Source organism: Micromonospora sp. NBC_00389 (genome assembly GCF_036059255.1).
Classification (GTDB): domain Bacteria; phylum Actinomycetota; class Actinomycetes; order Mycobacteriales; family Micromonosporaceae; genus Micromonospora.
This window is the reverse complement of record NZ_CP107947.1, coordinates 1663660-1690258: the sequence shown is the minus strand read 5'-3', so window position 1 is coordinate 1690258 and position 26599 is coordinate 1663660. Positions and strand designations below refer to the sequence as shown.

Here is a 26599-nt window from a genome sequence, read left to right as displayed (position 1 = left end):
CGACCCGGGTTCCGGCCGGGATCCGCTCACCGGTTGTCCAGGTTGTCCGGCACGATGACGCTGATCAGCCAGGTGACCACAGTCATCACGATCGCTCCCCAGAACGCCGCCCAGAAACCGTCCACCTGGAACGGCAGGTCCAGCCCGCGGGCGATCCGGTCGGTGAGCAGGAAGAGCAGCGCGTTGACCACCAGCGCGAACAGGCCCAGGGTCAGCAGATAGAAGACGCAGCCGACCACCTTGATGATCGGCTTGAGCACCGCGTTGATCACGCCGAAGATCAGCGCCACCACGATCAGCGTGAGCACGGTGTTGCCACCCGAGCGGCCGTGCACGTCGACCCCGGGCACGATCAGCGTGGTGATCCACAACGCGACCGCCGTGATCGCCAGCCGGATGAGGAAGCCCACCGCCCCATCCTGGCACCGGGTCGTGTCGCCCAGGGGAGATTCCGCCGACTCGGCTTCCAGGCGCGGCACCGGCACACCCCGTACGGTGGGTGGGAACCGTGCACCGAGCCCCCGGGAGGGACGATGGGTCAGCCCGATGAGGACTTCACCCCCGGCGATCACCTCGACGCGGACGAACGCGACCCCGAGGCGGAGCCGGCCGACGCGGTCGAGCAGGCCGCAGTGGTCGGCCCGGACGACACCGACGCCGAGCCGCACCGCGGCCTGGAGGTCGGCGACTGGGACGCCATGGAGCAGGCCCGGGTGGTCAGCGGAGACGAGGACGACTACCGCTGACGCCGCACGCGGCGAGCTTCAGCGGTCGACCCGCTCCGGGTGGCGGGCCGCCCAGTCGCCGAGCCGATCCTCACGGAGCGCGGTCAGGAATTCCGGGGCGAGCTTCGGATCGGCGATCAGGTGATAAGGCGGCCCGGCGGGCTCCGTAACCGGCAGGCTGAGCCCGATCGGTTCGACCGATCGCAGCGTGGGCACGAGCCGCATCAAGTCCAGCACGGCGGCTCGGTCGGGTGACACCAGGAGCTCCGGGCCGACGGTTCCCAACAGCGTGGAGAGTCGTACCGGGTTAGTGAGCACGCCCTGGTCGGTGGCCTGTCGGACCAGCCCGGCGGCGAAGAGCCGGGCGTTACGGTCCCGGTCCAGGCTGCCCTCGGGTAGCCCACGCCGCTGGCGAAGCAGGTCGACCGACGCGGCACCGTCGAGACGCTGACAGCCGGCCGAGAAGATCCGCCGGGTGTGGACGGAGCGCACCTGCTGGGGCAGACAGACCGGCACGCCCTCTACCGCGTCGGCGAGCTTGCGCAGCCCGGGGTAGGTCAGCACCACGCCGGCATCCACGTGTACCCCGGTCAGCTCGGCGACCGTACGTCGAGTCAGCTCGTAGCCCTTGGACATGTCCGGCCGGGTGAACCCGGCACCGAACGCGAACGCGGCGTTCAGCTTGTCGGTCCCGTGGCCGGGGATCGGCACCCCCAGGTCACGCGGCAACGAGACCAGGTACGGGCGGCTCTGGTCGGACGGAATGTGCACCAACAGCACCGAATCTGCTCGCGATACCTCCCGCCCGTCGCCGTCGATGCCGAGCAGCAGGATGTTCAGCGCACCCGTCACCACCGGCCGGCTCGATTCGCCGAGCAGATCGGCGGTTGGCGGTGGCCCGGAGCGCTCCGGGGTGAACAGGGGCACCCCGATCCCCAGTACGCCGAGCAGGGCCAGCGCTGTACCACCGGTCTGCCACCGTCGGCGGCGCCGCCGCCGGCCGTTCGCCAGCCGGTCGATCGTGGCCCGCAGCGGGCCGGTCGGCGGGGTCAGCGGCTCGTGCCGGGCGAAGGCGGCACGCAGGTCGTCCTCGATCATGAACAGGCCTCCACGTACTCGGCCCGAAGCGTGGCCAGGGCCCGGGAGATGGACGAACGTACGGTCCCGACGGCGCAGCCGAGGATGTCGGCGATCTCGGCGTCGGGCAGGTCCTCGTAGTAGCGCAGCACCAGGGTGGCCCGCTGCCGGCGCGGCAGCCGGGACAGCCAGGACCAGATCTGGTCCCGGTCCACGGCGGACTGGGCATGGTCGGCTGGCTCCGGCACCGCCTCGTCGGGTTCCCCGCGCAGCAGCACCCGGCGCATCCACGAGCCGCGCCGCCAGTCGACGTACTGGTTGGTGAGCATCCGGCGCACGTAGCGCTCGGGTGAGTCCGCCCGGGCGACCCGTCGCCAGTTGAGCTGGACCCGGACCATCGTCTCCTGCACCAGATCCTGCGCCTGATGCGGATCGCCGGTGAGCATCACCGCGTACCGCAGCAGCGGGGCAAGTCGCGTGTCCGCGAACTCCTCGTACGTCACTGCACCTCCCGGGCTCCTGCTCAGATGACGGGAGCGGACGGCCCGAACGTTGCGGTGATGCTGTTCAGCCTTTCGGCTGGTCCTCCCGGATGAGCGGCGATCGGGGCGGCGGCCAACCTGTGGGTTTCCTTAAGATCCGCAGGCTGCACCTGAATCTCCCTCTGGAGGAACCCCTTCATGCTCACCCACTCCACCCGGCGCTGGCTCGCCGGACTGGGCGTAGCAGGCGCGTTCGTCGCTGCCTCCGCCAGCCCGGCCGTCGCGGCTGAGGCCCCTTTCGAGATCTCGACGCACGACCTGCTCGTCGCACCCGGCCACCTGGACTACGGCTGGTTCTACGCTACGCACACCGACAGCGAGGCGGAGCCGAAGTTCGGTCGCACCTCCGTGGACATCGACCTCTCCGCGGTCGCGGACTTCGCCACTCTGGAGCCGGCGTGGGGCTGGACGTGCGACGTATCGCCGACCAAGCTGCACTGCGAAACCGACATCGAAGATGGCAACTCGCCCTATTTCGACTACATGGTCACGGGTAAGGACGACGCGAAGCCGGGGCAGAAGGGTCCCCTGGCGATCAGCATCACCTCCGGCGGCAAGACGGCCAAGGCGACGGCCGACATCACCATCGCCGAAGGCGTTGACCTGGTGAGCGACCCGACCGTCGAGACCAGCGGCGCTCCGGGTGGCAGCGCGGGCCTGCCGGGCGTGGTACGCAACGCTGGTGAGACCACCGTCGATGGCACCGTCCTGGTCGTGCAGGCCGAATACCTCGCCGCCTACGGCGGGGACTTCTCAAACTGCAAGTCTGACGAGTGGGGCATGACCGCCTTCTGCGCGTTCGACACGAAGATCGAGCCCGGCAAGTCGTACAAGCTCTCCGGGGACCTGCCCATCAAGGTGGCCCCGGAGGCACGTACGGGCGCCAAGTTCCCGGTCCAGCTGGACTGGTGGACCACGGACGACTGGAACCTGGCGTTCAAGGACTGGTTCCTGGACGACGTCAAGCCCGGCAAGGGCAAGGAGCTTCGTCTCGTCGCGCAGTCGATGCAGGCGGCGCGGGTGCCTCAGACCGACGTGGACAAGATGAACAGCACCACCGTCGGGACCGTCCGGGTGACCGGCGACAACCAGGCGGACCTGGCGACCAAGGGCGTGACCGCGAGTGGCAAGAAGGGCGACGTGGTCACCGTCGCGCCGAGCTTCACCAACCTGGGGCCGGCTGTGCTCGAGTACCAGGGCCAGGGCACGCCGGGCATCCGGCTCGAGGACCTGCCGGTCCGGGTGTCTGTCCCGGCCGACACGACGGTGATCGAGGCTCCGTACGACTGCGTGCCATTCGTGCCGGAGAAGGAATGGGACCCGTGGACCGCAGGTTGGGGTGAGCCGGGCGCCAAGGAGTACGCCTGCCAGGTCCTCGAGACCGGGAAGGACTACGAGACCTCGTACGAGTTCGCGCTCCGGATCGACAAGGTCGTCCCGGACGCCACGGGTGCCATCACCACCGCGCTGACCGGTGACCCGAACAAGAGCAACGACACCGCGAAGATCGTCATCAACCCGACCTCCGCGGGCGGCGGTAACGGCGGTGGCGGTAACGGCGGTGGCGACAACGGTGACGGCGGCGGCCTTCCGGTCACCGGTCAGTCCACCGGCCTGATCGCCGGTATCGGCGCGCTGCTGCTCGCCGCCGGCGTCGGCGGCTACCTGGTGGCCAAGCGCCGCCGGACCCGCTTCGTCGCCTGATCCACCCCGCACCACCGGTGCCCCGCCGACCATTCGGTCGGCGGGGCACCGTCGTTGTGGCACGCAGGATTCGCCGTCGGGTGGTGGGGGCGGTCCGGCGCATTACGAGGCCCAGCCTTCGGTACCCTTTGTGGCCGTGGACACAGCTGAGAAGACCCGCGCGCTCGCGGAGAGCGTCGCCCTGAACCCGCTCGATCCCAAGGAGCTGTTGCAGACCTTCGGGCTGATCGGCGTATGGGTGATTCTCTTCGCCGAGACCGGCCTGCTGGTGGGCTTCTTCTTCCCCGGCGACTCGCTGCTGTTCCTGGCCGGGGTGGCCTCGTCGCCGGTCGCGGATGCCATCTTCGGCGACGGCACCCGACTCTCCCTGGCCGGGCTGCTGATCGGTGGGCCGATCTGCGCGATCGTCGGTGCCCAGCTGGGGCACTGGCTCGGCGCGCGGTACGGCCGGCGGATGTTTGAGCGGCCGAACTCCCGGCTCTTCAAGAAGGAGTACGTGGAGAAGGCGGAGTACTACTTCCAGAAGTTCGGCCCGGCGAAGGCCGTGGTGCTGGCGCGCTTCATCCCGATCGTCCGGACCTTCCTCAACCCGGTCGCCGGCGCTCTGGGCATGCCGGCGCGGAAGTTCCTGCTCTGGAACATCGTCGGCGCGGTGCTCTGGGTGGACGGCATCCTGCTGATCGGCTACCTGCTGGCCGAGCAGATCTACCAGGCCATCGGCGACAAGATCGACCACTACATCCTGCCGGTGGTGGCCCTGATCATCGTGATCTCGGTGCTGCCGATCTTCTTCGAGTTCCTCCGCGACCGTCGGGCCCGCAAGCGCGGCGAGGCGGTCGCTGTGGTCGCGACGGCCAGCGCCGTTGGCGCGGTGGAAGCGGTCCGCGAGACGTTCGACCACGACGAGCACCCGCACGACCGTCGGCGTCCGGAGCACGGCCAGGAGCGCTGATCCGAGGTACGACGACGGCCGGCCCCCTGGTGAGGGGGTCGGCCGTCGGCATGTCGGACCCGGCCTCCGGCGGTGCGGCCGAGGACGAGCAGGTGTCACTCACCGATGGCGCCACCCCTGGCTCGCCACCGGACACCATCCCAACGCGGGACGGTGTGCAGTGCCTACTTCAGCGGGCCTTCTTGGTGGCCCGCTTACGCGGCGGGGTCAGCAGGTCGGCGATCGTCGCGATCGCACTCGGGACCAGCCGGTAGTACGCCCAGACACCGCGCTTCTCCCGCTCCAGCAAGCCGGCCTCGGTGAGGATACGCAGGTGGTGACTGACCGTCGGCTGAGAGAGGCCGAGCGGCGCCGTCAGGTCACAGACGCACGCCTCGCCCTCTGGGGCCGACTGGATCAGGCTGAGCAGCCGCAACCGGGCGGGATCGGCAAGGGCCTTGAGGACCCCCGCGAGACGCTCGGCATCGGCACGTTCGATCGGCTCGCCGGCAAGCGGCGAGATCTGAGGCATAGTCATTTCGGCCAACGCAGTTCCCACGTATTCCATCCTTCCACCAGCAGCATCGATCCGCCTGCATATCAGCAGATCCGAATCGGCAAACTTTTACGCCACAAGGCCGAGGTCAGCCAACGTATAGGCCGCCCGGTACGGCAATCCGGCGGCTCGCACCGCGTCGCCGGCGCCTCGATCAACAATAACCGCCACACCCACGACTTCGGCTCCGGCCTCACGAAGCGCCTCGACCGCCGTCAACACACTTCCACCCGTCGTGGACGTATCCTCCACCGCCAACACGCGACGGCCGGCCACTTCCGGTCCCTCGATCCGCCGCTGTAGACCGTGGGCCTTGCCCGCCTTGCGCACCACAAAGGCGTCCAGTGCCCGACCGGTTGGAGCGGCGGCGTGCATCATCGAGAGCGCGACGGGGTCCGCGCCCAGGGTGAGCCCACCGACGGCGTCGAACTCCCAATCGGCGGTGAGGTCAAGCAACACCCGACCGACCAGCGGGGCGGCCTGGTGATGGAGCGTGACACGCCGCAGATCGACGTACCAGTCTGCCTCGCGCCCCGAGGAGAGCACGACCCGTCCGTGGACCACAGCCAGGTCGGTAATGAATTTACGCAGGTCGTCGTGGTCCCCCATGGCGATAGAGATTACTGCGCAAGTCTGAACGCCGTATGTGGGGTCCACCCTGATCAGCCCGCCGGGGGACCGACGGTTGGCGATGTTCGACTACGCTCAGCGACCGTGCCAGTTGCGGCGCGCCAACCTCCCGGCGACAGTGCCCGCGGACCGGCCGGCCCGTGGAGGCTCAGCTCTCGTCGCGACCTATCCGGCCACGGGTGTCCCGGGCGACCGCCTGGAGCAGCCGGCGCGGCGCGAGGCGCAGACCGGCGACGGCCACTTTGTACTTCCACGCCGGGATGCTGACCAACTTGCCTTTGCCCAGGTCACGCAAGGCTTCGTCGACCACATCCTCGGCCCGCAGCCACATCCACTCCGGCGTCTTCGACATGTTGATGCCGGCACGCTCGTGGAACTCGGTGCGGGTGTAGCCAGGGCAGAGGGCCATCACCCGGACGCCGAACGGGCGCGTCGACTGGCCGACGGACTCGCTGAAATTGGTGACCCACGCCTTGCTGGCCGAGTAGGTCGACCCGGGCATCACCGTGCCGAATCCGGCAACCGAAGAGACATTTATCACTGCCCCATCCCGCCGTTCGGTCATCGGACGAAGCGCCGCCAGGGTCAGCCGCATAACCGCGTGGACGTTGAGCCGCAGCAGGCGTGCCTCGTCCTCGGCGGAGGAGCGCAGGAACGGCTTGTTCAGGCTGATCCCGGCGTTGTTGACGAGCAGGTGCACCGGGCTTCCGTCGGCGAGGCGCCGTTCCACGGTCGCGCAGCCGTCGTCCGTGGACAGGTCCGCCGAAATCGTCTCCACCTCGCGGCCAAACCGGGAGCCCAACTCGGCAGCCAACTCAGTCAGCCGGCCCGCGTCCCGGGCGACCAGCACCAGGTGCCAACCGTCGGCGGCCAATCGGCGGGTGAACGCCGCGCCGATGCCGGCGGTGGCGCCGGTGATCAGGGCCCGTCGCTCAGCGGTCGTCGGGTCGAGCGTCACGGGCGGGTCCTCACCTGGGCGGGTACGGGGGCGTGGGCGGCGCCGGCAGCGGCTGGTGCGGGGCGGGTGGGAACCGGGGTGGAACGGTCGGTGCGGTCGGCGTCGTCGGGCGGTGCCGACGGAACCAGGCGTTCGCCGCTGGCAGGGTCAGCAGCGTAGCTACCACAAGGTAACCGAGGCACTGTCCGACCGAAAGCCCCGCGTTCAACGGGATCCACCACGACGGGTACGCGTCACCGATCAGGCCCAGTAGCTCGGCGGTCGCCCGCTCGCCGTCGCCCAACCGCAGTGGTGCGGCCCGTTCACCGATGACCACCGCCACGCTGCAACAGCCGGCGAGCAGACCGAGCCCGCAGACCACCCAGGTGGCCACCCGGACGCCGGATCGACCGGCCAGCAGCCCGAGGGCCAGGCCGGCGAGCACTGGCGCGGAGAGCGCGGCCACCACCGCCGACAGTGCCGCGGAGGCTCGCAGCAGGGTCACCACGTCGTCGATCTGCTGCGCGCTCGCCGAGGTGTCCCGGGCGGCGGAGCGGAAGGCGTCGACCGTCCGGCCCAGCACCGCCAGGTCGACGACGGTGTACGCGAGTGCGGCGACCGCCATCACCAGCAGCACAGCCGTTGCCAGCAGGACCACGGCGGGCCGGCGGACCGGTGCCGATTCCGGGTACGACACGACGAATCCCTCCGGTAGGCGTCGGGTTGCAACCTATCGGAGGGATCGTCGGTGTCGTGGCTATCGAGCGGTCAACTCGTCGACGGCGGGTTCTGTCCGGGGCGGTCGGCCGGCGGCGTGTCGTCCGGCCGGTCCGTGCCGGCCGTGCCCGTCGAGGGCGGCGGCGGGTAGCCCGGCTGATCCGACCCGGGCGCCTGACCCGGCGTCGACGGGTAACCCGGCGTCGACGGATAGCCCGGCTCGGCGGGGGCCTGCGGGTAGCCGGGCTGGCCCGGCGCCTGCGGGTAGCCCGGGTAGCTGGCGCCCGGAGTCGGCGGCTCCCAGCCCACGGCGGGCTTGCGGAAGAACTCGTTGGCCTTCGGCAGCGCCAGCAGGATCAGCGCCGCGAGCAGTGCGAGCAGGCTGATCACGCCGAGCAGGATGCTGACCGGGGTGAGCCAGGAGGGCAGGGCCTCGTCCAGCCGACGCTGGATCTCCTCGGCGCTCGGCATGTCACCGCTGGTGTCCCCACCGGTGGTGAGGCTGCCGGCCGCGCCGCTGAGCAGGCTGCCACCCACGCAGCAGACCATGATGCCGCCGACGATCCAGGTGGTGATCCGGGCGCCGTTGCGGCCCTGGTTGTTGAACAGGGCCAGCACGCCCAGCACGACCGCGAGCAGGAGCAGCAGGATGCTGCTGCCGAGGCCGATGGCGTAGAAGACATCCGCCACCTGGTCGGCGCCCTCGGCGGTACTGCCCTCGTACGCCTCACGGAGCGCGTCACGGGTCTTGCCGGCGGTGGCGAGGGTGAGGACAAGACTGATCACCTGGCACGCCAGGAACAGAAAAAGCAGGTAGCTGGAAATCGTCACGATGGATGGCCGCTGGCGGGCCGGCGTGCTCTGGGAATCGACCACGATTCTCCTTCCCTAGATCGCGCCCACACCGTATCGACAACCGGCCACTCTGGCATGCCGTGACGACCCCGGCGCGCCCGTCGGGGTCGCGCTCAGCGGTCGTCGGTAGCGGGCTGGATCGTCAGGTCGGCGGGGTCGAGCAGGTCGCCGCGGGCCACCCGCCAGCCCTCTTCGCCGTACGCCTCGAAGGAGAGCCGCGCGTCGCCGCCGGACTGGTAGTCGTGGTAACGCATGGTCCCGGCCGGCAGCAGCCCGGTCTCTCCGATGGCGGTGTAGCGCGCCTGCCCGGTCTCGGCCCAGGTGTAGCGCCGGCCGCCGAGGTCGATGGTCGGGGCGCCGGGGGTGACGGTCGCGCCAGGCTCGGCGGTCCAGAGCACCAACTCCAGGTCGGGGCCGTCCTCCACGGAGAGACGGTGCCGGGTGCCGGAGGCGTCGTCGAGCAGGTGCTGCACCCAACTCCAGTCCCCCTCGACCAGGCGGATCGTGCCGCTCACGGCGTACTCCTGGTCGTGGATCCGCACGCGGTCGCCCGGGGCCAGGCGGTGCGGGCCGCCGCGCGGCGACTCCGCCACCCGGCCGCGCTCGGGCCGTCTGCGGGGTGGCGCACCGCCGGGCCGGGCCGTCGCCCGCCGACGGGCCCGCACGACGATCACGATCACGACCACCGCGAGTACGACCACCGCCGCCACCAGGTACATCACCGGTGCGTCCACCCGACCACCTCCCCAGGTACGTCGGCGCAGACGGTAACAACCCTCGGCACCCGGGAGGCTCGTGCTGTGGCCGATAGCTCAACGCGCGGTGGGCCGTCGGCGGTCGGCAGGGCCGATCGGGTAGCTCCGATCGGCGAACGGATCATGCTGCGGCGAGTCGTTGGGTGGCGTAGTCGCCGAGGGTGGTGCGACCCATCACGCAGCCGACGAAGGTGGTGAACTCGGTCGGGTCGTCCCGCAGCGACGTCCAGGTTGCCCGGGCCGTCGCCGGGTCGATCCGCTCCAGCAGCGTGGCCGCGTACGCCCTACCGGCGGGTGAGCCCTCGGCCAGCAGCCGGTCGAGCTGCCGTCGTACCTCCTCGGGGTGGTCGTCGAGAGCGGCCCAGACCCGCTGGTAAGCCTCGGTCACGGGCAGCATTGTGCCCGCGATGCCAACCCCGCCAAAGGCGAGCGTGTCGGCCCCCACCAACTCGTCGACGGCGGCGTCCAGTTCCCGTTCCCACTTCTTCCCGATCCCGAACATGACCCCATCCTTTCCCCGCCCGCCCCCACCTCACCCTGTTGATCAAGAGGTTTGCGTCATGAGAAGACATCTCGATGACGCAAACCTCTTGATCACCGCGCTGGTCAGGCGGGGGTTACCGTGAGGGTGTTCGTGGGGGTGGTCAGGTCGACCTTTACCGTGTCGCCGTCGCGGATGGTGCCCGACAGGAGGGCCTTGGCCAGTTGGTCGCCGATCGCCGTTTGGACCAGGCGGCGTAGCGGGCGGGCGCCGTAGATCGGGTCGTAGCCGTGCTCGGCGAGCCACTGACGCGCGGACTCGGTGATGTCCAGTGCCAATCGGCGGTCGGCCAGTCGCCGCCGCATCCGGTCCAGCTGGATGTCCACGATGGAGCGCAGATCGTCCCCGCGCAGCGCGGCGAACACCACGATGTCGTCCAGCCGGTTGAGGAACTCCGGCTTGAAGTGCGAGCGGACCACCGCGAGGACCCCCTCCCGACGCTGCTCCTCGCCCAGCGTCAGATCGCCGATCACCGACGACCCGAGGTTGGAGGTGAGGATCAGGATCGCGTTGCGGAAGTCCACCGTGCGGCCCTGACCGTCGGTGAGCCGACCGTCGTCGAGCACCTGGAGCAGCACGTCGAAGACGTCCGGGTGGGCCTTCTCCACCTCGTCCAGCAGCACCACCGAGTACGGCCGGCGGCGCACCGCCTCGGTGAGCTGGCCACCCTCCTCGTAGCCGATGTAGCCGGGCGGGGCACCGACGAGGCGGGCCACGGAGTGCTTCTCGCCGTACTCGCTCATGTCGATGCGGACCATCGCCCGCTCGTCGTCGAAGAGGAACTCGGCGAGCGCCTTGGCCAGCTCCGTCTTGCCGACCCCGGTCGGGCCGAGGAAGAGGAAGCTGCCGGTCGGACGGTCCGGGTCGGCGACACCGGCCCGGGCCCGGCGCACCGCGTCGGAGACCGCACCCACCGCCTCGACCTGGCCGACCACCCGGCCGCCCAACGACTCCTCCATCCGGAGCAGCTTCGCCGTCTCGCCCTCCAGCAGCCGGCCGGCCGGAATGCCGGTCCAGGAGGCGACCACCGCGGCGATGTCGTCCGCGCCGACCTCCTCCTTGAGCATCGCGCCGTCGGCCTGGAGCTGGGCCAGCTCCTCCTCGGCCTGCTTCAGCTCGACCTTGAGCGCGGGGATCCGGCCGTAGCGCAGCTCGGCGGCACGCTCCAACTCCCCGTCGCGCTCGGCCCGCTCGGCCTCGCCACCCAGGCGCTCCAGCTCCTCCTTGGCGGTGGAGAGCTTGGTGATGTGGCTCTTCTCCGTCTGCCAGCGCTCGGAGAGTACGGTGAGCTGCTCGCGCTTGTCGGCCAGTTCCTGGCGCAGCCGCACCAACCGCTCGGCGGAGGCGGCGTCCGGCTCCTTGGCCAGCGCCATCTCCTCGATCTCCAGCCGGCGGACCGCCCGCTCGATCTCGTCCACCTCGACCGGCCGGGAGTCGATCTCCATCCGGAGCCGGGACGCGGACTCGTCGACCAGGTCGATCGCCTTGTCCGGCAGGAACCGGTCGGTGATGTAGCGGTTCGACAGCGACGCGGCGGCGACCAGTGCGGCGTCGGTGATCCGGACGCCGTGGTGCACCTCGTAGCGCTCCTTGAGCCCGCGCAGGATGCCGATGGTGTCCTCGATGGTCGGCTCGCCGACCAGCACCGGCTGGAAGCGACGCTCCAGCGCCGGGTCCTTCTCGATGTGCTCGCGGTACTCGTCCAGCGTGGTGGCACCAACCATGCGCAGCTCACCGCGGGCGAGCATCGGCTTGAGCATGTTGCCGGCGTCCATCGAGCCCTCGCCCTTGCCGGCACCGACCACGGTGTGCAGCTCGTCGAGGAACGTGATGACCTGCCCGTTGGAGTTCTTGATCTCCTCCAGCACGGACTTCAGCCGCTCCTCGAACTGACCGCGGTACTGCGCGCCGGCGACCATCGCGCCGAGGTCCAACGAGATCAGCTTCTTGTCGCGTAGCGACTCGGGCACGTCACCGGCCACGATCCGCTGGGCCAGGCCCTCGACGATCGCGGTCTTGCCGACGCCGGGCTCGCCGATCAGCACCGGGTTGTTCTTGGTACGCCGGGAGAGCACCTGGATGACGCGGCGGATCTCCGAGTCCCGGCCGATCACCGGGTCGATCTTGCCGTCCCGGGCGCTGGCGGTGAGGTCGACGCCGTACTTGGTCAATGCCTGGTAGGTCTGCTCCGGGTCGGCGGTGGTGACCCGCCGGTCCCCACCCCGGACGGTCGGGAACGCGGCGACCAGGGCCTCCTCGGTGGCGCCGGCTGACTTCAGCGCTCCGGACACCGCACCGCCCACCCGGGCCAGGCCGGCCAGCAGGTGCTCGGTGGAGGTGTACTCGTCGCCCAGCGGCCGGGCGATCTGCTCGGCGGCCCCGATGGCGTTGACGAACTCTCGGGCCAGGGTCGGCTCGGCGATGCTGGAGCCCCGCGCGGCGGGCAGGCCGTCGACCGCACGCTGGGCGGCCCGGCGCAGCTCGGCGGGGTCGGCCCCGACGGCGCGCAGCAGGCCGGCGGCGGTCGAGCCGTCGGTGTCCAGCAGGGACAGCAGTAGGTGCCACGGCTCCACGGTGGCGTGGCCGCGCTGGTTGGCCAGTGCGACGGCACCCGTGATGGTCTCGCGGCTCTTGGTGGTGAGGCGTTCGGTGTTCATGGGCTCCCCCGGATCGGCGTTGTCCACTGGGTTGGACACAACCAGAGTTGAGCGTATTCCGCTCAACCTTAGCGCTGTGACGCCCATCACTCCGGGCGGCGCCACCGCCAGTCGAACTCCCCGGCCGCCGGGGGCGGGCCGGGCAGCGGATCCGTGTCCGGCGTCGTCGACAGGCCGGCCAGCAGCACCGCGAGCTGGCGTTGGCGTAACTGCCCGGTCCGCTCCGGATCGGGTACGCGCACCGCGGCGCACGCCTCCAGCACCAGCCCCAGGTCCTGTACGACCACGTCCGGACGCAGCCGCCCGCTGGCGTGAGCCCGCTCGAACAGCACCGTGGCCAGCTCGTTGGCGCGCGTCGCGGCCCGACCCATCTCCTCGGTCGGAGTGAAGGTGCCGGCCAGGTGGACGGTGAGCGAGTGCACATCGGCGTCGACCACCCGGGCCATGAAGCCGGCGAACGCGGCCCAGTCGTCCGGCTCGGCGAGGGCCGCCTCGGCCACCGCGATGTACCGGCGCAGCCCGTCGTGGCAGAGCTGACGCAGCAGGTCCTCCTTGCCCGCGTACCGCCGGTAGAGGGCGCTGATGCCGACGCCGGCGCGTTCGGCGACGGCGGCGATCGGGGCCTTCGGGTCCTCGAGGAAGACCGCGCGGGCGGCTTCGAGGATCACCTCGTCGTTGCGGGCGGCCTGGGCACGGCGGCCGGGCAGCGGCACGTCGTTCTTTCCGGGGGGAGTCGGCATGACTCCAGACTAACAGTGGAACGGATCGTTCCGGTCTGCTACTCTGATTGCAGAACGAAACATTCCGTTCCGAAGGAGTTCCGAGATGACCGGCACCGCGATCCGCCCGTTCCGCGTCGAGATCCCGCAGGCCGCCCTCGACGACCTGGCTGACCGACTGGGCCGCACGATCTGGCCCGCCGACCTCCCCGGCGCGGGCGACGCGTACGGGATGAGCAACGACCGGGTCCGCGCCCTCGCCGACCGGTGGCGGGACGGGTTCGACTGGCGGGCCGTCGAGGCCCAACTGAACGCCCACCCGCAGTTCGTCACCGAGATCGACGGCGAGCAGATCCACTTCCTGCACGTCCGGTCGTCCCGCCCGGACGCCACCCCGCTGGTGCTCACCCACGGCTGGCCCGGCTCGGTGCTGGAGTACCTGGACGTGATCGCCCCACTCACCGAGCCGACCGCACCGGACGCGCCGGCCTTCCACCTGGTCATCCCGTCGCTGCCCGGCTTCGGATTCTCCGGCCCGACCCGCAGCGCCGGCTGGAACCGGTACCGCACCGCCCGCGCCTGGGCCGAGCTGATGAACCGACTGGGGTACGACCGCTACGGCGCCATCGGCAACGACGCCGGCTCGATGATCGCGCCCGAGTTGGGCCGAACCGATTCGGAGCACGTGCTCGGCGTGCACGTCACCCAGCTCTTCTCGTTCCCCTCGGGCGACCCGGCCGAGTTCGCCGGGCTCTCCGAGGCCGACCAGGCGGCGCTTGAGCACCTCCAGTGGTTCTACGAGAACAAGTTCTCCTTCAACCAGGTGCACAGCCAGCAGCCGCAGACCCTGGCGTTCGGGTTGGCCGACTCGCCGGTCGGGCTGCTGGCCTGGAACGCCCAACTCTTCGACGAGAGCCTGGAGGCCGACTTCATCCTGGCCAACGTGGCGGTCTACTGGTTCACCGGCACGGCCGCCTCGGCGGTCCGGTTCTACTGGGAGGACGCGCACGCCGGCCAGCCGCCGACCGACCCGACCACCGTGCCGACCGCGCTGGCCATGTTCCCCGGCGACTTCCAGTCCATCCGTCGCTTCGCCGACCGGGACCACGCGAACATCGTCCGGTGGACGGCGTACGAGACGGACGTCGACGGCCGCGGAGACGTCGGCGGCCACTACGCCGCCCACCAGGCCACCGATGTGCTGGTCGCCGACATCCGCGAGTTCTTCGCCAGCCTTCGCTGACCAGTCGCGCCCGGGTGCCCGCTCCGCTCCGTCGGGGCGGGCACCGGCGCGTCCGGCGCCTGTCGAGCTGAAACGGTTACGACATCACCGGCCGGTTCGACGGGGCAGGCGGGCGGTGCAGGGAGTCTCGTGGTCGGCTCGCAGCACGCAACGGCGACCACCGTCCAGCCGCCGATCGCAGAAGACCCAGTGTCGTACCCCCTGGTCGTCCTCGGTCGAGACGGTGATCCCACCGAGGTCGATCCGGGCCAGGAAGGCCAGCGACCGGCCGGCGGTCCGACCCAGCATCTTGGCGCGAGCCAGGTCGGGCGCGGCCACCGGCAGATGGATGACAAAACGCCCGCTCATTGGAGTCGCACGGCCGTCGGTTCACACGTCATGGCATCACCCTCTCTGGTGGATGGCTGCTGGCACGGCCGAGCGGGCGACCGTGCCAGCCAATGCGGACGACCAGGCCGAGGGCCGGTTGCCTACCAGGCTTTCCACTCCCAAGCGCCCGCACGGCCAACATACAATGCAAAGCATTGCAAGACAACCAGTGACCATGCTTAGCACGCGAAGTGTTGGCCGACCGGCCACACGCATGGGAGGATCTTGGGGCCTACCAGGAGTTGCCCCATGCCCCGAGTCTCGGACCGCCAACGCATCGCACAGGACATTCGCGACAAGATCAGTTCGGGCGAATACGCGCCCGGCGACAAGCTGCCCTCGCTGCGCGAGATGATCGCGCACTACGGCGTGTCCGCCGAGCCGGTCCGTTCCGCTCTGCTGATCCTGCAAGCCGAGGGCCTGATCGAGGGCCACCAGGGCAAGGGCACGTACGTCAGCGACAAGCCCTAGATCCTGGAAGGAAACGGCCCTTGGACGGGCCGAGTTCGACCAAGATCTAAGCCCGGTTCACGAAGCGGTAGCCTTGGCGGGTGCGAGTACGTGTCGAGCAGACCGCCTTACCAGGCATCGGGGTACGCCACGATCTGGTGACGGAGTCCGGACGCCGTTTGGGCGTCGTCTCCCACCGCAATGGCCGTCGTGATCTTGTCCTCTATGACCCCGACGATCCCGACTCCTGCCAGGCGGACATCCCGCTGACCGACGACGAGGCGGAGGCGCTGGCCGACATCCTCGGCGCGTCGCTGATGCTCGGCCAGCTCTCCGGGCTGCGCGAACAGGCCGCCGGTCTGCTCACCGAGCAGTTCGCCATCCCGGCCGGGTCGCGGTACGTCAACCGGCAGCTCGGTGACACCAAGGCGCGTACCCGCACCAGCGCCTCCATCGTGGCGGTGCTGCGCGACGGCGAGGTTATCGTCTCGCCGCTTCCCACCTTCCGCTTCGCAGCCGGCGACGTGGTGGTCGTTGTCGGGACCCGCAAGGGTCTCGACGGCGTGTCCGCCATCCTCGCCGACAGTGACCCGGACGGCTGAGGCGGATGCACGAATCCACAACTCTGCTCGTCGAAGTCGGCGCGCTGCTGCTGCTGCTTGGGGTCCTCGGCCGGCTCAGCCGCCGGGTTGGCCTCTCACCCATTCCCCTCTACCTGCTCGCCGGGCTGGCGTTCGGGCACGGCGGGCTGCTCCCGCTCAACGCCAGCGAGGAGTTCTTCGCGGTCGGCGCCGAGATCGGCGTGATCCTGCTGCTGGTGATGCTCGGCCTGGAGTACTCAGCCAACGAACTGGTCGGCAACCTCCGTTCGGCGGCCCCGGCCGGGTTGATCGATGGCGTGTTCAACGCGCTGCCCGGCGCGGCGTTCGCCCTGCTGCTCGGCTGGGACTGGGTGGCCGCCCTGGTGCTCGGCGGCATCACCTGGGTCTCCTCCTCCGGGGTGATCGCCAAGGTCCTCGCCGACCTGGGCCGGCTCGGTAACCGGGAGACGCCGGTGATCCTCTCGGTCCTGGTGATCGAGGACCTGGCGATGGCCCTCTACCTGCCGCTGGTGACCGCCGTGCTGGCCGGCACCGGCCTGCGCGGCGGCGGCATCGCGCTCGCCGTCGCGGTGGGCACGGTGCTGCTCGTGCTGGTGGTCGCCATTCGGTACGGCCATCTGATCTCGTCCGCCCTGTCGGCGAAGGACCCGGAGGCGCTGCTGCTCGGCGTACTCGGTCTGACCCTGCTGATCGCCGGCCTCGCGGCGAAGCTCCAGGTCTCGGCGGCGGTCGGCGCGTTCCTGGTCGGCATCGCGCTCTCCGGCCCGGTGGCGCACCACGCGACCCAATTGCTCTCCCCGCTGCGGGACCTGTTCGCCGCGGTGTTCTTCGTCTTCTTCGGGCTGGTCACCGATCCACGGGACATCCCGCCGGTGCTGCTGCCGGCACTCGCGCTGGCCGTGGTCACCATGGCGACGAAGACGCTCACCGGCTACCTCGCGGCCCGTCGCGTCGGCATCGCCGAACCCGGTCGTTGGCGTGCCGGCCTGGCACTCGTACCCCGCGGTGAGTTCTCCATCGTCATCGCCGGGCTCGCGGTGGCCTCCGGCAGCGTCGAGCCACGGTTGGCCGCGCTGGCGACGGCGTACGTACTGATCACCGTCGTGACCGGGCCGATGCTGGCCCGGCTGCCCGACTTCCCGTGGTTCAAGCGGTGGCTGCGCACCCGCGCGGCGGCCCAGCGGCGGGAGCCGGTTCCGATTCACGACTGACGCGTCGCCGCCGCCGTTTCCCGCATTCTGAACGGCGGCGGCGGTGCTCGTGTCCGCTCGACCATCCAGTTCGCCCGGCCAGGCCAACGGTTGCTGAATTGCTCCCAACGAGGGCTACCGCAGCACCCGACGGCGGGTTACCGTTTCGCCCCAGCAGCCAGGGTTCGCGGACGGCCAGTGCCGACGCGGGCGAGAGCGGAAGGTTGGCCGGTGAGCGTGCAGGAGTCGACGTTCCACGGCTTCGCTAACCCCGTCGATCCGACTCCGGCGGAGTTACGAGCTTGGGCGTACCAGCCCGATTCGGTGCCGTTGGCTTCCATGCCACCCGACTGGGACCTCCTGGTCTCCGGTGACCGGCTGGTGTTGACGCTCTTCGAGCTTGCGATGGACTCGACCTGTCCGGCCCGCCGCTTCGCGCTGCACTGCCTCTACATCTACGCGGCCGACGGCATCCGGACGAACTTCCGCGCGCACCCGAAGCGCCGCTTCCGCAAGCTGGTCGAGCAGGCGGAGCGCGACGGCGACGAGCTGATGAAGATCTGGGCGCACAACGGCCGGGTGTTGCTGGCCCGACCGGACCTCTTCGCCTACCGGGACTGGTGCGAGGGCGGCCTGGTCCGCGAAAACCGCCGCCTCGGCTGAGGCCGCGTCCCGGCCCGCATTCAGGACGGCGAACGGGCCGGGACCCCCACCGCAGGCGTCACTGCGTCCCGGCCCGCACTTCAGGACGGCGAACGGGCCGGGACCCCCACCGCAGGCGTCACTGCGTCCCGGCCCGCACTTCAGGACGGCGAACGGGCCGGGACCCCCCGTGGGTCCCGGCCCGCACGTCGGTTACCGGTCAGTCCTGCTTCCGCTGGGTCTCGGCCCGGCCCTGGTCGACGCCGTGGTCGACCTGGTCGGCGAACCGCCCTTCGGTGATCTGGTCCCGGAAGCTTCCCTCGGTCACCTTGTCGAACTTCTCGCGGATGGTGTCGGCCAGGTCTTCGAGCCGGTCCTCCGTCTGCTGGGCCATCTCCTTCGCCGGCTCCGCCATCGCTCCCCCTGCTATGCCGGTAGGTCCGAATTAAGCCGATAGAACCCGTGTCGACAGGCTAACCGGAACGGCCCGGCCCGCGCCGGAAAACCGGAGCGGGCCGGGCCGAGGAGAAGGGACCGGAAGAGCGGGTCAGCGATCGGGCAGGCGGCGGGGACGCCAGACCACCAGCGCGGTGGAGGTGCGGTTGGTCGGCACCAGATCCCGGCCCGGGAAGCGGGCGAGCGACTCCAGCTCGGCCACCCGGCGGTACGCGGCGTCCAACTCCGCCTCCAGCCGGGCCACCCGCTGCTGCGCCTGCTCCAGCAACTGCTCCAGCCCGATGATCCGCTTGACGCCGGCCAGGTTGATCCCGTCGTCCTGGCTGAGCCGCTGCACCTCGCGCAGCAGCACCACGTCGCGCACGCTGTACCGACGCCCGCCGCCGGCCGCCCGGCCGGGCTGCACGAGCCCCAGCCGGTCGTACTGGCGAAGGGTCTGTGGGTGCATCCCCGCCATCCGTGCCGCGACCGAGATCATCAGCACCTTGGCCTCGTAGGCAGGGTCACCCGAACCGAGGAACTCGCCCGACATCCCGCTCACCTCCGCGTCCATCCCACCGGACTAACTGATCCGACGCACCCGTGCGTCGAGATGTTCCCGTGCCGCTGGCGGGCTCTGCTCGGCGAACGCCTCCAGCGCCGTGCGCGCCTCGTCCGACAACCGGGCCGGCACCACCACGTCCAGCGTGACCAGCAGGTCGCCGGCCTGCCCGTCGCGGCGGACCACGCCCTTGCCCCGAGCCCGCAGCACCCGACCGCTCGGCGTACCCGGCGGGACCCGCAGGGTCACCGCGCCGTCGAGCGTGGGCACCCGGAGGTCCGTGCCGAGCACGGCCTCCGCGAAGGTGACCGGCACGGTCAGCGTCAGGTCGTCGCCGGTACGCCCGAACAGCTCGTCCGGCCGGACTTTGACGTGCACGAACAGGTCACCGGCCGGGCCGCCGCGCTCACCCGGCTCGCCCCGCCCGGCCAGCCGGATCCGTTGGCCGTCGGCCACCCCGGCGGGGAAGCGCACGTTCAGCGTGCGGGTCTTGGTGACCCCGCCGCTGCCGTGGCACTCGGGGCACTTCTCCTCGACCACCGTGCCGACGCCCTGGCAGGTGCGGCACGGCTCGGAGAAGCTGAACGACCCCTGGTTGCGGGTGGTCACCCCGGCGCCGTGGCAGGACGGGCAGGTGCGCGGCTGGGTGCCGGGCTTGGCCCCGTTGCCGTGGCAGGTGTCGCAGACGCCCGGGGCGCGGAGCGTCAGCGGCAGAGTCACCCCGCGCACCGCGTCGCCGAAGTCCAGCGCCACCTCGGTCTCCACGTCCCGACCGCGGGCCGGGCCGCGCGGCGCGGCCTGCCCACCGCCCTGGCCGCCGGAGAAGATCGAGCTGAACAGGTCCTGGAAGCCGGCCCCGCCGAAGCGACGGTCACCGCCCTCGGCCCCGCCGCCGAACAGGTCGGAGACGTCGAAGGGCACGCCGCCCGGCCCCGCACCCCGCGCATTGCGCCGGAACGCGCCCGAGCCGAACAGCGAACGCATTTCGTCGTACTCCCGGCGACGGCCGGTGTCCGACAGCACGTTGTACGCCTCGGACGCGGCCTTGAACCGCTCCTCGGCCTTCGGGTCGCCCGGGTTGTGGTCCGGGTGCGACTCCCGCGCCAACTTGCGGTACGCCTTCTTGATGTCATCCGCGGAGGCGGCCTTGTCCACGCCGAGCACGGCGTAGAAGTCCTTCTCGAGCCAGTCCTTCGAACTCACCGGTCCACCCCCTTCCTACCGTCGTGGTCGGGCCGTCCCGCCCACCGCATTGCGGCGGACGGGACGGCCCGGTCACTGTCTCGCACTATTCCGGATCCGCTACCGCGACCAGCGCGGGGCGCAGCAGCCGCTCACCGAGCTGGTAGCCGCGCCGCATGACCTGCACGCAGGTCGGCTCGCTGACCTCTGCCGAGGTCTGGTGCGCGACCGCCTCGTGCCGGGTCGGGTCGAACGGGTCGCCCTGCTCACCGAAGGCGGTCAGGCCGAACTTGCCCAGCGCGGTGGTGAGTTGCTCCGCCACCGTGCCGAACGGCCCGACCAGGTCGCCGTGTTCCCGGGCCCGGTCCAGGTCGTCCAGGATCGGCAGCAGCGCGGCCAGCACCGAGCCGGTCGCCTGCTCCTGCACCAGGCTGCGGTCCCGGTCCACCCGCTTGCGGTAGTTGGCGTACTCCGCCGACACCCGCTGCAGGTCCCGGGTCCGCTCGTCCAGCTCGGCCCGGAGCGCCTCCAGCTCGGCGCCCAGCGCCGTGCCGGTGCCGCCGCCGCCCACCGGCTGCGCCGGGGCGTCCACCACCGGCGGACCGGCCGGCGTGGGGCCGTCGACCGAGGTCGCCTCGATCTCGATCTCGTCGACCACGATCTCGGCGTCCTCGACCAGGCCGTCGGCGGGGGCGTCGCTCCCCGCGTCGGCGGCGGTGCCCTCCGGCTCCGTCGTGTCGCTGAGCTTGCGGTTGTTGCGGATGACGTCCCGCTCCCCGTCGCCGGTGGCCGGCTCGGTGGGCGCGGAGCCACCCGGCGTCGACCCGGTCTCGCCCGGGTCGGCGGCTCGTGGCTTCTGCGTCATGCGGCTACCTCATCCCCTTCGGCGTGGATACGTGTCGGAGGCCGACGGTCACTTCTTGCCGTCCTCGTCCACGATCTCCGCGTCGACCACGTCGTCGGCGCCGCTCGCAGCGCCACCGGCGGCGCCGGCCTGCGGGCCGGTCGCACCGGTCGCACCCGGGCCGGCCTCGCCGCCGGGCTGCTGGCCCTCCTCGGCCTGCTGCGAGTAGAGCAGCGAACCGGCCTGCTGGGAGACCAGCGCGAGCCGCTCGTGCGCCGACTTGATCTTTTCGATGTCCTGACCGCCGAGGGCGCCACGCAGCTCACCGAGCGCCTCGTTGATCTGCTCCCGGTTCTCGCTGGGCAGCTTGTCGCCGCTCTCGGCGAGGAACTTCTCGGTCTGCCACTGGAGTGCCTCGGCCACGTTGCGGGTCTCGGCGTCGTCGCGGCGGCGCTTGTCCTCCTCCGCGTGCTCCTCGGCGTCCCGGCGCATCCGCTCGATGTCGTCCTTCGGCAGCGAGGAGCCGCCGGTGATCGTCATCTTCTGTTCCTTGCCGGTGCCGAGGTCCTTGGCGTGGACGTTGACGATGCCGTTGGCGTCGATGTCGAAGGCGACCTCGATCTGCGGCACGCCACGCGGCGCCGGCGGGAGGCCGGTCAGCTCGAAGGTGCCGAGCTTCTTGTTGTAGGCCGCGATCTCCCGCTCGCCCTGGAAGACCTGGATCAGCACCGACGGCTGGTTGTCGTCCGCCGTGGTGAAGACCTCGGAGCGCTTGGTCGGGATCGTGGTGTTGCGCTCGATCAGCTTGGTGAAGATGCCGCCCTTGGTCTCGATGCCCAGGCTCAGCGGGGTCACATCGAGCAGCAGGACGTCCTTGACCTCACCCTTGAGCACGCCGGCCTGCAGGGCGGCACCGACGGCGACGACCTCGTCCGGGTTGACGCCCTTGTTCGGGTCGCGGCCGGTGAGCTGCTTGACCAGGTCGGTCACGGCGGGCATCCGGGTCGAACCGCCGACCAGGATCACGTGCTCGACGTCGGAGATCTTGATCCCGGCGTCCTTCACGGCCTGCTCGAACGGGCCCTTGCAGCGGTCCAGCAGATCCTGCGTCATCCGCTGGAACTCGGCGCGGCTGAGCGTCACGTCCAGGTGCAGCGGGCCGGCCGCGCCGGCGGTGATGTACGGCAGGTTGATGTTGGTGGTGGTGGCGGCGGACAGCTCGATCTTGGCCTTCTCGGCGGCCTCACGGAGCCGCTGCAGGGCCATCTTGTCCTGGCCCAGGTCGATGCCGTGCTCGCCACGGAAGGTCTTCACCAGGTGGTCGATGATCCGCTGGTCCCAGTCGTCGCCGCCGAGGTGGTTGTCACCGCTGGTCGACTTGACCTCGATGACGCCCTCGGCCAGCTCGAGCAGCGACACGTCGAAGGTGCCGCCGCCGAGGTCGAAGACCAGGACGGTCTGCTCCTTGGAGCCCTTGTCCAGCCCGTACGCCAGGGCGGCCGCGGTCGGCTCGTTGACGATCCGCAGCACGTTGAAGCCGGCGATCTCACCGGCCTCCTTGGTGGCCTGGCGCTGGCTGTCGTTGAAGTAGGCCGGGACGGTGATCACCGCGTCGGTGATCTGCTCACCCAGGTACGCCTCAGCGTCCCGCTTGAGCTTCATCAGGGTCCGGGCCGAGATCTCCTGCGGGGTGTACTTCTTGCCGTCGATGTCGACGGACCAGTTCGTGCCGACCTCGCGCTTGACCGACCGGATCGTCCGGTCCGGGTTGGTCACCGCCTGGCGCTTGGCGACCTCACCGACGAGCACCTCGCCGTTGCGGGCGAACGCGACGATCGACGGGGTCGTCCGCGAGCCTTCAGCGTTGGCGATGACGGTGGGCTCACCGCCCTCGAGAACGCTGACGCAGGAGTTCGTCGTGCCGAGGTCGATACCGACCGCACGTGCCATCTTCGCTTCCTCGCTTCGTAAGGTTGTGCAGGTGACGGGCATCGCCCGTGGGCTGCTGGCGGGCACCGCCCGCAGCGGACCACACCACAAGTTGAGTGAACTTGACTCAATAGTGCCACGCCCCGGCGAATCGTCAAGTTGGGTTGAGCCGACCCGACGCAACCCAGCCGTTATTACCGTCCGGTTGTCTTCCCTTGCATCGGTCGGGCACGCTTTAGCGGTGACGACGCCCGGCGATTCCGCCACCCGTTCCGGAGCGCCCGCCGTCGCAGCCCGCACCGGCCCGCCGGACGCCGCGGAGGAGCCGCCCGCCACCACCGGGGACGACAGCCTCCCCGCTGCGCTGACGGGTCTCCGGGCCGCGATCGGCGCCACCCGGTACCCCCTCGCGCTGCCCTCCGCCGCCTCGGCCCGGCAGACTGCCACCACCCTCACCGACCAGCTCGACGACTATCTGCTGCCCCGACTCGCCCGGCTCGACGCGCCACTGCTCGTGGTCGTCGGCGGCTCCACCGGCGCGGGCAAGTCGACCCTGGTCAACAGCCTGGTCAAGGCCCGGGTCAGCGCCGCCGGCGTGCTCCGGCCGACCACCCGCTCGCCGGTGCTGGTCTGCAACCCGGCAGACGCGGCCTGGTTCCGGCAGGGTGAGCTGCTGCCCGGGCTGACCCGCACCACCGAGCCGAGCGAAGATCCCCGCGCCCTGCACCTGGTCACCGCCCCGGCCCTGCCCGCCGGGCTGGCCTTCCTCGACGCGCCGGACATCGACTCGGTGGTCGACGCCAACCGGGCACTCGCCGGCCAGTTGCTGGCCGCCGCCGACCTCTGGCTCTTCGTCACCACCGCCGCCCGGTACGCCGACGCGGTGCCCTGGGGGCTGCTGCGCAGCGCCCGGGCCCGGGGCGCGGTGATTGCCATGGTGCTGGACCGGGTGCCCGCGGAGGCCAGCGACGAGATCGCCGCGCATCTGGCCGAGATGCTCGCCGCGCAGGACCTCGGCCGGGCACCGCTGTTCGTGCTGCCGGAGACCTGGGTCGACGGCCAGGGGCTGCTGCCCGAGGGGGTCACCGCACCGCTGGCCGACTGGTTCGCCCGGCTGGCCGCCGACGCCGACGCCCGGGCGGCGGTCGTCCGGCAGACCCTGGACGGGGCGCTGGCCGCGCTGCACCCGGCCGTCGAAGAGTTGGCCGACGCCGCCGACGAACAGGTCGCCGCCGCCGACGGGCTGGACGAACGGGTCCGGGCCGCCTACCGGGGCGCCGAGCGGACCGTCGAGCAGGGCCTGCAGGACGGTCGGCTGCTCCGCGGTGAGGTGCTCGCCCGGTGGCAGGAGTTCGTCGGCACCGGAGAGTTCTTCCGCACCCTGGAGGCGCGGATCGGGCGGCTGCGGGACCGCGTGGTGGCCGCCGTCACCGGCCGACCGGCGCCCGCCACCGAACTGCGCAACGCCATCGAGTCGCAGCTTGTCACGTTGCTGCGCGGGGTGGCCTCCGAGGCTGCCGAAGCCGCGCACACCGGGTGGAAGGCGCATCCGGCCGGGGCCGGGCTGCTCGAACCGGCGCTCGCCCACCCGAGCGACGACCTACCCGAACGCGCCGAGCGAATGGTCCGGGACTGGCAACGCGGCGTGCTGGAGCTGGTCCGGGTCGAGGGCGGCGACAAACGGTTCGTGGCCCGCACCGCCGCGTACGCGGTGAACGCCACGGGGCTGGCCGTGATGATCGCCGTGTTCGCCTCCACCGCGTTCATCCCGACCGGGTTGGAGGTGGCCACCGGGGCCGGCACCACGGTCGCCGCGCAGGCCGTACTCCAGGCGATCTTCGGCGACCAGGCGGTGCGTACCCTCGCCGCCAAGGCCCGCGCCGACCTGCTGGACCGGGTGCGGACGCTGCTCGACACGGAGGCCGACCGCTTCCTGACCCGCACCGCCGACGCCCGCCCCGCCGCGGAGGCCGGCGACGGGTTGCGCCGGGCCGCCGGCCGGGTCGAGCTGGCCCGGCACCGCAGCGGCCTGGCCGCCGGCGGCGACACACTGCCTGCCGCGAATGAGGAGGGCTCCCGGTGAGCAACATCGCCGGCCGCGTACGCGAGGCGTTCCGCGGCGACCGGCGGGTCGACCCCGACGCGCTGATCGCCCGCCTGGAGGGGGTACGCCGGTTCCTCACCGCGGCGGACGGCCTGCTGCCCGACGCCGAGCTGGTGCCCGCGCACACACTGATCGAGCGGGCCGGCACCCGGCTCGCCCTGTCCCGGGACCACACCGTGGTCGCCCTGGCCGGTGCCACCGGCAGCGGCAAGTCCAGCCTCTTCAACGCGTTGGCCCAACTGGAGCTCTCGCCGGTCGGGGTCCGCCGGCCGACCACCGGTGTCGCGCACGCCTGCGTGTGGGGGCCGCTGGAGGGCGCCAACCGGCTCCTCGACTGGATCGGCGTACTGCCCCGGCACCGCTTCGTCCGCGAGAGCGCGCTGGACGCGGACGACGAGACCGCGCTGCACGGGCTGATCCTGCTCGACCTGCCCGACTTCGACTCGGTGCAGCGGTCCCACCGACTGGAGGTGGACCGGCTGCTCGGCCTGGTCGACCAGGTGGTCTGGGTGGTCGACCCACAGAAGTACGCCGACCGGGTGATCCACGACAGCTACCTGCGCGAGTTCCACCGACACCGCGACGTCACCCTGGTCGTGCTCAACCAGGCCGACCGGCTGCCCACGGCCCAACTGCCCCGAGTCCTGGACGACCTGCGCCGCCTGCTCGACGCCGACGGGCTGACCGGCGTGCCACTGCTGGCCACCACCGCCATCGACCCGGCCGGGATGGCCGGGCTGCGCACCGCGCTGGAGCAGACGGTCGCCGGGCGGCAGGCGGCGCTGCGCCGGCTCGCCGGTGACGTCGACACGGTGGTCGCCACGCTGGACGAGCTGGTCGGCTCGGCCCGGCCGGCGGGCGGACCGGACGACGCGGCCGTCAACGGCCTGAACCGGGCACTGGCCGGCGCGGCCGGCGTGCCTGCGGTCACCGAGGCGGTGGAGCAGGCGTACCGGCACCGGGCCGGCTCCGCCACCGGCTGGCCGGTGGTCCGGGGCTGGCGGCGGCTGCGGCCCGACCCGCTACGCCGGCTGCACCTGCCCGGCCCGGCCGGCGACCGGGCCGACCCGGCGGAGAGCCTGGTCGCGGCGACCTCGGTACCGGACCCGACGGCCGCCCAACGCTCGGCGCTCGGCCTGGCCATCCGCGCGGTGGCCGACCGGGCCGCCGCCGACCTGCCCGCCGCCTGGCCGACCGCGGTCACCGCCGCCGCCCGGTCCCGCCTCGGCGACCTGCCGGACGCGCTGGACCGCAAGATCGCCAGCACCGACCTCGGCCTGGACCGTCGACCGCTCTGGTGGCGGCTGGTCGGCGGCGTGCAGTGGTTGGTCACGCTGGCTGCCGTGGTCGGGCTGGGCTGGCTGGTGCTCAGTTACGCGCTGCGGGTGCTCGGCCTGCCCGCGCTGGACAGCCCGATGGTCGGGCAGGTGCCACTGCCCACCCTGCTGCTGCTCGGCGGGCTGCTGGCCGGGCTGCTGGTGGCGGCGCTGACCCGGCCTGTGGTGCGCTGGGCGGGCCGCCGGGCCCGAGCCCGCGCTGAGCAGCGGCTGACGGCCGAGGTCGCCCAGGTGGGCGAGGAGTACGTGCTCGCCCCGGTGCGGATCGTGCTCGCCTCGTACGCGCAGGCGCGCGACGCGCTGCGGGACGCCGCCCGCCGCTGACCCTCCGCACGGCTCGCTAGCGCTCTGCGTACCCCTCGGG

At 71.3% G+C, this 26599-nt stretch carries 28 protein-coding genes; 10 read left to right on the top strand and 18 right to left on the bottom strand.

What is annotated here, in order from left to right:
• Positions 1 to 26 precede the first annotated feature (26 nt).
• Complete coding sequence (locus OG470_RS08085) at positions 27 to 410, bottom strand: phage holin family protein (protein WP_328426210.1); 384 nt, start codon at positions 408 to 410, stop codon at positions 27 to 29.
• A gap of 123 nt (positions 411 to 533) precedes the next feature.
• Between OG470_RS08085 and OG470_RS08080 the strand changes: the two genes are divergently transcribed.
• Positions 534 to 746, top strand: coding sequence for a hypothetical protein (locus tag OG470_RS08080; RefSeq protein ID WP_328422301.1), 213 nt, complete (start codon positions 534 to 536; stop codon positions 744 to 746).
• A gap of 18 nt (positions 747 to 764) precedes the next feature.
• Here OG470_RS08080 and OG470_RS08075 read toward each other — a convergent pair whose 3' ends face one another.
• Both OG470_RS08075 and OG470_RS08070 read right to left on the bottom strand, forming a co-directional pair.
• Positions 765 to 1823: an LCP family protein gene (locus tag OG470_RS08075; RefSeq protein ID WP_328422299.1), complete on the bottom strand. Its 1059-nt coding sequence runs from the start codon at positions 1821 to 1823 to the stop codon at positions 765 to 767.
• A complete protein-coding gene (locus tag OG470_RS08070; protein WP_328422297.1) occupies positions 1820 to 2305 on the bottom strand; it encodes a SigE family RNA polymerase sigma factor in 486 nt (161 codons plus the stop codon). Before OG470_RS08070 ends, OG470_RS08075 begins: the two co-directional genes overlap by 4 nt.
• A 177-nt stretch (positions 2306 to 2482) precedes the next feature.
• Between OG470_RS08070 and OG470_RS08065 the strand changes: the two genes are divergently transcribed.
• Both OG470_RS08065 and OG470_RS08060 read left to right on the top strand, forming a co-directional pair.
• Positions 2483 to 4048, top strand: a complete 1566-nt coding sequence (locus tag OG470_RS08065; protein ID WP_328422295.1) for an LPXTG cell wall anchor domain-containing protein — start codon at positions 2483 to 2485, stop codon at positions 4046 to 4048.
• Between the two features lie 130 nt (positions 4049 to 4178).
• On the top strand, positions 4179 to 5000 hold the full coding sequence (locus tag OG470_RS08060; RefSeq protein ID WP_328422293.1) for a DedA family protein: 822 nt from the start codon (positions 4179 to 4181) through the stop codon (positions 4998 to 5000).
• Between the two features lie 169 nt (positions 5001 to 5169).
• Here the strand turns inward: OG470_RS08060 and OG470_RS08055 are convergent, their stop codons facing one another.
• From OG470_RS08055 to OG470_RS08015, 9 genes are all read right to left on the bottom strand, one after another.
• Positions 5170 to 5547 carry an ArsR/SmtB family transcription factor gene (locus OG470_RS08055; protein WP_007454255.1) on the bottom strand — a complete coding sequence of 126 codons (378 nt, stop codon included), beginning with the start codon at positions 5545 to 5547 and terminating at the stop codon, positions 5170 to 5172.
• A gap of 57 nt (positions 5548 to 5604) precedes the next feature.
• Positions 5605 to 6144 (bottom strand): orotate phosphoribosyltransferase, encoded by a 540-nt coding sequence (gene pyrE / locus OG470_RS08050; protein WP_328422292.1) that lies wholly within the window; start codon positions 6142 to 6144, stop codon positions 5605 to 5607.
• Between the two features lie 169 nt (positions 6145 to 6313).
• On the bottom strand, positions 6314 to 7123 hold the full coding sequence (locus tag OG470_RS08045; RefSeq protein WP_328422291.1) for an SDR family NAD(P)-dependent oxidoreductase: 810 nt from the start codon (positions 7121 to 7123) through the stop codon (positions 6314 to 6316).
• A 10-nt stretch (positions 7124 to 7133) separates the two neighbouring features.
• A complete protein-coding gene (locus tag OG470_RS08040; protein ID WP_328422289.1) occupies positions 7134 to 7799 on the bottom strand; it encodes a hypothetical protein in 666 nt (221 codons plus the stop codon).
• A gap of 71 nt (positions 7800 to 7870) precedes the next feature.
• Entirely contained in the window at positions 7871 to 8695 is an 825-nt protein-coding gene (locus tag OG470_RS08035) for a hypothetical protein (protein ID WP_328422287.1), read from the bottom strand.
• A 92-nt stretch (positions 8696 to 8787) separates the two neighbouring features.
• Positions 8788 to 9408, bottom strand: a complete 621-nt coding sequence (locus tag OG470_RS08030; protein WP_328422285.1) for a DUF4178 domain-containing protein — start codon at positions 9406 to 9408, stop codon at positions 8788 to 8790.
• Between the two features lie 142 nt (positions 9409 to 9550).
• Complete coding sequence (locus tag OG470_RS08025) at positions 9551 to 9931, bottom strand: hypothetical protein (RefSeq protein WP_328422283.1); 381 nt, start codon at positions 9929 to 9931, stop codon at positions 9551 to 9553.
• A 104-nt stretch (positions 9932 to 10035) separates the two neighbouring features.
• Entirely contained in the window at positions 10036 to 12627 is a 2592-nt protein-coding gene (gene clpB, locus OG470_RS08020) for an ATP-dependent chaperone ClpB (protein ID WP_328422281.1), read from the bottom strand.
• An 86-nt stretch (positions 12628 to 12713) separates the two neighbouring features.
• Positions 12714 to 13367 carry a TetR/AcrR family transcriptional regulator gene (locus OG470_RS08015; protein WP_328422279.1) on the bottom strand — a complete coding sequence of 218 codons (654 nt, stop codon included), beginning with the start codon at positions 13365 to 13367 and terminating at the stop codon, positions 12714 to 12716.
• Positions 13368 to 13452: 85 nt separating this feature from the next.
• On the opposite strand from OG470_RS08015, the gene OG470_RS08010 reads away from it, so the two are divergent.
• Positions 13453 to 14589 (top strand): epoxide hydrolase family protein, encoded by a 1137-nt coding sequence (locus tag OG470_RS08010; RefSeq protein ID WP_328422277.1) that lies wholly within the window; start codon positions 13453 to 13455, stop codon positions 14587 to 14589.
• 84 nt (positions 14590 to 14673) lie between these two features.
• Here the strand turns inward: OG470_RS08010 and OG470_RS08005 are convergent, their stop codons facing one another.
• A complete protein-coding gene (locus tag OG470_RS08005) occupies positions 14674 to 14937 on the bottom strand; it encodes a hypothetical protein (protein WP_328422275.1) in 264 nt (87 codons plus the stop codon).
• Positions 14938 to 15207: 270 nt separating this feature from the next.
• Here OG470_RS08005 and OG470_RS08000 point away from each other — a divergent pair, with 270 nt between their 5' ends.
• The 4 genes from OG470_RS08000 (at position 15208) to OG470_RS07985 (ending at position 17863) form a co-directional block, all read left to right on the top strand.
• Complete coding sequence (locus OG470_RS08000) at positions 15208 to 15429, top strand: winged helix-turn-helix domain-containing protein (RefSeq protein WP_328422273.1); 222 nt, start codon at positions 15208 to 15210, stop codon at positions 15427 to 15429.
• 80 nt (positions 15430 to 15509) lie between these two features.
• Positions 15510 to 16010, top strand: a complete 501-nt coding sequence (locus tag OG470_RS07995; RefSeq protein WP_328422271.1) for a cation:proton antiporter regulatory subunit — start codon at positions 15510 to 15512, stop codon at positions 16008 to 16010.
• Positions 16011 to 16015: 5 nt separating this feature from the next.
• Positions 16016 to 17221 (top strand): cation:proton antiporter, encoded by a 1206-nt coding sequence (locus OG470_RS07990; RefSeq protein ID WP_328422269.1) that lies wholly within the window; start codon positions 16016 to 16018, stop codon positions 17219 to 17221.
• 210 nt (positions 17222 to 17431) lie between these two features.
• Positions 17432 to 17863: a hypothetical protein gene (locus OG470_RS07985; protein ID WP_328422267.1), complete on the top strand. Its 432-nt coding sequence runs from the start codon at positions 17432 to 17434 to the stop codon at positions 17861 to 17863.
• 199 nt (positions 17864 to 18062) lie between these two features.
• Here the strand turns inward: OG470_RS07985 and OG470_RS07980 are convergent, their stop codons facing one another.
• From OG470_RS07980 to dnaK, 5 genes are all read right to left on the bottom strand, one after another.
• Positions 18063 to 18257 (bottom strand): hypothetical protein, encoded by a 195-nt coding sequence (locus tag OG470_RS07980; RefSeq protein WP_328422265.1) that lies wholly within the window; start codon positions 18255 to 18257, stop codon positions 18063 to 18065.
• A 132-nt stretch (positions 18258 to 18389) separates the two neighbouring features.
• Entirely contained in the window at positions 18390 to 18830 is a 441-nt protein-coding gene (locus OG470_RS07975) for a heat shock protein transcriptional repressor HspR (RefSeq protein ID WP_328426208.1), read from the bottom strand.
• A gap of 30 nt (positions 18831 to 18860) precedes the next feature.
• Positions 18861 to 20042: a molecular chaperone DnaJ gene (dnaJ, locus tag OG470_RS07970; RefSeq protein ID WP_328422263.1), complete on the bottom strand. Its 1182-nt coding sequence runs from the start codon at positions 20040 to 20042 to the stop codon at positions 18861 to 18863.
• Between the two features lie 85 nt (positions 20043 to 20127).
• Entirely contained in the window at positions 20128 to 20886 is a 759-nt protein-coding gene (gene grpE, locus OG470_RS07965; RefSeq protein ID WP_328422261.1) for a nucleotide exchange factor GrpE, read from the bottom strand.
• 48 nt (positions 20887 to 20934) lie between these two features.
• A complete protein-coding gene (gene dnaK / locus OG470_RS07960; protein WP_328422259.1) occupies positions 20935 to 22815 on the bottom strand; it encodes a molecular chaperone DnaK in 1881 nt (626 codons plus the stop codon).
• 220 nt (positions 22816 to 23035) lie between these two features.
• On the opposite strand from dnaK, the gene OG470_RS07955 reads away from it, so the two are divergent.
• Positions 23036 to 24877 (top strand): GTPase domain-containing protein, encoded by a 1842-nt coding sequence (locus OG470_RS07955; protein WP_328422257.1) that lies wholly within the window; start codon positions 23036 to 23038, stop codon positions 24875 to 24877.
• Entirely contained in the window at positions 24874 to 26559 is a 1686-nt protein-coding gene (locus OG470_RS07950; protein ID WP_328422255.1) for a GTPase, read from the top strand. Before OG470_RS07955 ends, OG470_RS07950 begins: the two co-directional genes overlap by 4 nt.
• Positions 26560 to 26599: the final 40 nt, after the last annotated feature.